A 5,860-nucleotide genomic window follows, 5' to 3' on the forward strand; every position below is an offset into this window, starting at 1 on the left:
GAGCAAATCCAATAGAGAAATACCACATTATTATTTGGAAAAAAAAATAGATTTAACCAATGCATTGGCATGGTTGCATGAAGCAAATCAACAGAGAAAAGTACAGTCCAGATTGCTTCCCGTTGTTTTGTTTATAAAAGCCATTGCAAAAGCGTTGGTAGATTTTCCGGATTTGAATGCAGTTTGGGAAAATGGATTGCACACCAAAAAGAATATCAACATTGGTTTTGTGGTTGCATTGCATAATGGCGGAATTATGGTTCCCGCGATTCATCAGGCTAATTTAAAAACGGTTGATGAGATTATGGAAGCATTAAATGATCTTATCCCAAGAGCAAGAGCCATGAAATTGAGAAGTTCAGAATTGAGTGAGGGTACAATTACCTTGACCAGTATGGGCGATCGTGGAGCCGATTCTGTTTTTGGCGTAATTTATCCGCCACAAGTTGCCATTATTGGTTTTGGTAGTATTTCGGAACAGCCCTTTGCAGAAAACGGAATGTTGGGCATTCGGACTGTGGTTAATGTTACTTTGGCCGGTGACCATCGTGCCACCGATGGGCTTACGGGAAGTCGTTTTTTAAATGTTTTATCTGAAAATTTACAAAAACCGGAATTGTTATGAATGAAGACGAGATTAAAAAAAATATTTTTCAGTTATTGAAAAAAATAGCTCCGGATACGGAACCTTCAGCATTGAAACCAGACGAAAATATTCGGGAAACACTGGGGATAGATTCTTTTGATGCTTTGCAATTTATCATTGCCATAAGCGAAAAGTTGGGAATTGAAATACCGGAGAAAGACTATGGAAAAACAGATACAGTTAACAATTTGGTTGGTTATATCAAAAATAAAATGGGTGTTTAATCTATGATGATTGATAAAATGCGATAAAAGAGAAAGTGTATTTTGAATGGGAAGTGGTATTTTTTAATGAAATAAAATAAAATGAAAGGTTTGTTAAGACTTGGAACCATAGCAGGTATCGGCATATTTATGCATTGGACATTTGTTTTGCTGATTGCATTTATTGCGGTTGTAAATTATAAAAATGGACAAAGTCCTGTACAAATTGCATGGTCAATACTATTCATTTTATGTGTTTTTGTAACTGTTCTTCTGCATGAATTGGGACATGCTTTAGTAGCAAAGAAATATAACATAAATACCAAAAGTATCACCCTTTTGCCTATTGGGGGAATTGCGCGTTTGGAGCGATTACCAGAAAAACCGACTGAAGAATTAGTCGTGGCAATTGCAGGGCCTATCGTAAATTTAATTCTGGCAGCCATAACGAAATTTTTTATTTTGATACCGCAAGATTCAGAGGAATTGTTGGCTCAATTAGTAAGTGGTATAAATGCCCAAAACTTTTTTTTAAATTTCTATATAGTAAATATAACATTGGCAGTTTTTAATTTAATCCCGGCTTTTCCGATGGATGGGGGGCGAATTTTGAGAGCATTATTATCATTTAAATTAGACCGAAATGAGGCCACAATAATTGCCGCTCGAATTGGTCAATTTATTGCGGTATGTTTTATTTTGATTGGAATACTGTCTAATCCTCTTTTGATTTTAATAGGATTTTTTGTTGTTTTCGCTGCACAGATTGAAGCAGAATCTGTGAATTTTAAAAATTTGCTCAAAGGTTATACGGTAGGGGATGTAGTTATGAAAGAGTACCAAACTATCGGGGCGGAAGAAAAAATAAAAAAAGCGATAGCAATTATTTTGAATAGTGAGCATAAAAAGTTTCTTGTAAAACAAAACGATGATGTTGTTGGAATACTTACCAAAAAACAAATAATAAAAGCCCTTTCCGAAAAAGGAGATGAGGAGTATATCTACAATGCGATGGATAGAAATTTATTCTATATTGATAAAAGCGTCCCATTGGAAAAAATAATCGATAGAGTGTATGAAGACAAATCAACCGTTTTGCTTGTGACAGAAAATAATCGGCTTATAGGGATATTAGATACAGATATTCTTTCTGAATTTGTTTTGATAAATTCAATAAAAGCAAAGTAAATCAAGGAAAATGTAGATGGGATTATTTAGTGGAACTGAAAGATGAAACTTTAAATAAGAGTTAATAATTTGTAAAAAAAGAACCGTTTTAATATATAATATTTTACATTTTTTTTTGTAAATTTATTATGTAAAATATTGATTTTAAATATATTGTTGTTATTTTATAGTTGCGTCATTTAAAATAATTTTTTGTGATGAAAAATAAAAAAAAAGAGGAATGGATTCAAAAAGATTCCAAAAATAAAATTCCAAAGTTGAGCAAAAGAATCATTTTTGTGCCCAATCAAAAAGAATTATTTTTTAGCCATTTTCCAAAGAGCTGTTAGTTTAGGCTAACAACGGAGCCGTGAGTCACCGCTCTGTAATTGAATGCTTTTTCAAGCACAGGCTTTAAAAGATCTCCGCAGAGCTACGACCTTTTAAACCTGTTTCTTAATTGGGGTGTGGGATGTATATTTCCGCACTCCATTAATGATTTTATATTATGGATTTTGAACAATACTGCAGTAATTTTTCAAGAGAAGCCCTGAAATTGGGCTATTCGGAACAGAATGTAATCCGTTGTTTGGATTATGCTACGGTTTTGTTTTCTAATAATGTTCCGGTTATTTATAATATTTCCCATTTGGCTCAGTTAGTGGGGTACAAAAAAGAGTATCTTAAGAAAGCGAGCATTTATACCGACAATTTTTATAGAAATTTTGAAATAACAAAAAGAAACGGAACCAAGCGACTTATCTCTGAACCGCTTCCGAGTTTAAAAGAAATCCAACTTTGGATTCTCAAAAATATCCTTTATAAAATTCCCGTTAGCCCTGTTGCCAAAGCCTATAAACCAAAAGCCAGAATTATAGAAAACCTAAAATTTCATAGAAACCGACCCAAAGTATTGACACTTGACTTGGAAAATTTTTTCCCTTCCATAAAAATGAAAGCAGCCCAAAATGTTTTCCTCAATTTGGGTTATTCAAAATATATGGCAAACATATTGTCTAAATTATGCACTAAGGACGATTCTTTGCCACAGGGGGCGCCAACAAGTCCCTACCTTTCAAATTTAATTTTTAAATCGGCAGATGCCTTAATTTTTGATTTTTGCAGACAAAGAAAAATCAGATATACACGATATGCTGATGATTTGAGTTTTTCGGGCGATTTTGATGAAAAAGAGCTATTGGAAAATGTCACTGATGTTATAGAAAGTTTGAATTTTAAAATCAACAATACCAAAACAAAACTCATGACACCCAATACACGACAAACTGTAACGGGGATTGTGGTAAACCAAAAGCCACAGGTTGTATCTCATAAACGGAATGCATTAAGACAGGCACTCTATTATATTAAAAAATTCGGACTCAAAGAGCATCAAGAGTATAAGGAAATTGTGCAAAAAAATTACCTGGAACATTTGTTGGGCAAAATAAATTTTGTTCTTCAAATAAATCCTGAGGATAATGAATTCAAGGATTACAAAGATTTTTTGATTGATTTAAAGAAGAAAAATGAATTGAAAACAAAAAAGATTACTACATCGTTGACTTAAAAAAAGATCTAGTACAATTGTCCAAAACGGGAGTTCACACTATATCCAAATTAGATAAAAGAAGTAAAAATGGCATTTATAGACTATTACAAAATATTGGAGATCGATAAAAGTGCAACGGAAGCTGATATTAAAAAAGCCTACCGAAAATTGGCGCGTAAATACCATCCCGATTTAAATCCTAACGACAAAAATGCCGAGAAAAAATTCAAAGAACTCAATGAAGCAAATGAGGTTTTGAGTAATCCTGAGAATCGAAAAAAATACGATCAATATGGTGAAAACTGGGAACACGGTGAGGAATATGAAAAAGCCAGACAACAGCAACAGCGATATCAAAATGCCGGAGGCCAACAAAGTGGTGGTTTTGGAGGTTTCGGCGGATTTTCTGGTGGTGGTGATTATTCAGATTTTTTTGAATCGATGTTTGGTGGCGGTGGGCAAAAAGGAAGTCGTAGGACAACTGCGTTTAAAGGTCAGGATTTTAATGTCGAATTACATTTGGACTTAAAAGATGTTTATACTACGCACAAAAGAACTCTTACGATCAACGGAAAAAACATACGCCTAACCATTCCAGCAGGGGTTGAAAACGGTCAGGTCATAAAAATAAGCGGGCAGGGTGGAGAAGGGGCTAATGGAGGCCCAAAAGGAGATTTGTATCTTACTTTCAATATCGAAAATCACACCGATTTTAAGCTAGACAAGCATAATTTATATACAACGGTCAATCTAGATTTGTACACTGCACTTTTGGGTGGAGAAATTACTGCCAATACTTTTGACGGAAAAGTAAAATTGAGCGTTAAACCAGGAACGCAGAGTGGTTCCAAAGTGAAACTAAAAGGGAAAGGTTTTCCGATTTATAAAAAAGAAGGGGAATTTGGGGATCTGTATATTTCCTACCATGTTGTCTTGCCCACAAACCTTACCGAAAAGGAAAAAGAATTATTTGCAGAACTAGCTAAACTCAGAACAGTATGAAATCGCTATGATTTAAATGGATATAATATTATTGAAGAATAGCGATACCATATTTCCAAAATTTAAATATTATCTATAATATGAAAAACGATAACTTAATCCTTTTGAAAACGGTTAGCTCGCATTATCAGGTTGAACTTTCTTTCTTTACTCATCTTCATGATTTGGGTTTGATTGAAATTGAAATCATGGAACAATCTCCTTATATCCACGAAAATCAGATGCATAATTTGGAACGAATGATCCGATTGCATCACGAATTGGAAGTGAATCCCGAAGGAATTGATGTTGTTTTTAACCTTTTGCAAAAAATAGAACATTTGCAAAAAGATTTGATGACAACGCAAAACAGATTGCGACTATATGAGGATTAAAGCCCACAAATGATTCATTTTGTAATTTTTAATATGAATAAAATCAATGGAATATTCGTATATTTGAGTACGATTCTTATTAAAAATTAATCTACAAACGGAATGAATACTATTTTTAGAATTATAGAATCATTCAAAAACTTTCTTTTGGAAATTGGCGAACTGTCTGATTTTGCGGGGCGTTTTTTCAAGGAAGCATTCAAACGTCCGTTGGAGTTCAAGGAATTTCTTAGGCAATGCTATAATATGGGTAACCGTTCCCTGCTTCTTGTTGGGGTAACCGGATTTATTATCGGATTGGTATTTACCTTGCAATCTAGGCCTACTTTACAACAATTTGGTGCCGTTTCTTGGATTCCTGCTATGGTCAGCGTTTCCATTATCAGGGAAATTGGCCCCATCATAACCGCATTAATTTGTGCTGGACGCATCGGTTCAGGAATTGGAGCCGAACTGGGTTCTATGCGAGTGACCGAGCAAATAGATGCCATGGAAGTTTCCGGAACAAATCCCTTCAAATATTTAGTCGTTACTCGAATATTGGCGACTACTCTGATGCTTCCGATATTGGTTTTTATTGGGGATGGAGTAGCACTTTTGGGTTCTTTTTTGGTCGAAAATTTAAAAGGGGATGTTTCACTACTATTGTATTTCACCCAAGTTTTTAATCATCTCGAATTTTTTGATGTTATACCTTCGACAATTAAGTCTTTTTTCTTTGGCTTTGCCATCGGATTGGTAGGCTGTTTTAAAGGGTATTATTGTAAAAAAGGAACGGCAGGAGTTGGACTGGCAGCAAATTCGGCGGTGGTTTTTTCCTCTATGTTACTTTTTATAATAGATTTCATAGCTGTTTTTGTGTCTAATGTTTTTTACGATGTCTAACGCTATGGAGTCAAATGAAAAAAATAGAAAA

General features: G+C 34.3%; 7 protein-coding genes. All 7 read left to right on the forward strand.

The window, feature by feature from the left end:
* Positions 1–625, forward strand: a 625-nt coding sequence (locus VFS71_RS13860; protein WP_326401954.1) for a 2-oxo acid dehydrogenase subunit E2, incomplete at its 5' end; no start/stop codon positions are given.
* A complete protein-coding gene (locus VFS71_RS13865) occupies positions 622–870 on the forward strand; it encodes an acyl carrier protein (protein WP_326401955.1) in 249 nt (82 codons plus the stop codon). The genes VFS71_RS13860 and VFS71_RS13865, both read left to right, overlap by 4 nt.
* Positions 871–951: 81 nt before the next feature.
* Complete coding sequence (locus VFS71_RS13870; protein ID WP_326401957.1) at positions 952–2,037, forward strand: site-2 protease family protein; 1,086 nt, start codon at positions 952–954, stop codon at positions 2,035–2,037.
* Positions 2,038–2,524: 487 nt separating this feature from the next.
* Complete coding sequence (locus VFS71_RS13875; protein WP_326401959.1) at positions 2,525–3,586, forward strand: reverse transcriptase domain-containing protein; 1,062 nt, start codon at positions 2,525–2,527, stop codon at positions 3,584–3,586.
* 69 nt (positions 3,587–3,655) lie between these two features.
* A complete protein-coding gene (locus tag VFS71_RS13880) occupies positions 3,656–4,570 on the forward strand; it encodes a J domain-containing protein (RefSeq protein ID WP_326401962.1) in 915 nt (304 codons plus the stop codon).
* Positions 4,571–4,650: 80 nt separating this feature from the next.
* Positions 4,651–4,944, forward strand: coding sequence for a chaperone modulator CbpM (locus VFS71_RS13885; RefSeq protein WP_326401963.1), 294 nt, complete (start codon positions 4,651–4,653; stop codon positions 4,942–4,944).
* 102 nt (positions 4,945–5,046) lie between these two features.
* Positions 5,047–5,829: an ABC transporter permease gene (locus VFS71_RS13890; protein ID WP_326401964.1), complete on the forward strand. Its 783-nt coding sequence runs from the start codon at positions 5,047–5,049 to the stop codon at positions 5,827–5,829.
* Positions 5,830–5,860: the final 31 nt, after the last annotated feature.

The organism is Flavobacterium sp. (assembly GCF_035760125.1).
In the GTDB taxonomy this organism is placed as follows: domain Bacteria; phylum Bacteroidota; class Bacteroidia; order Flavobacteriales; family Flavobacteriaceae; genus Flavobacterium.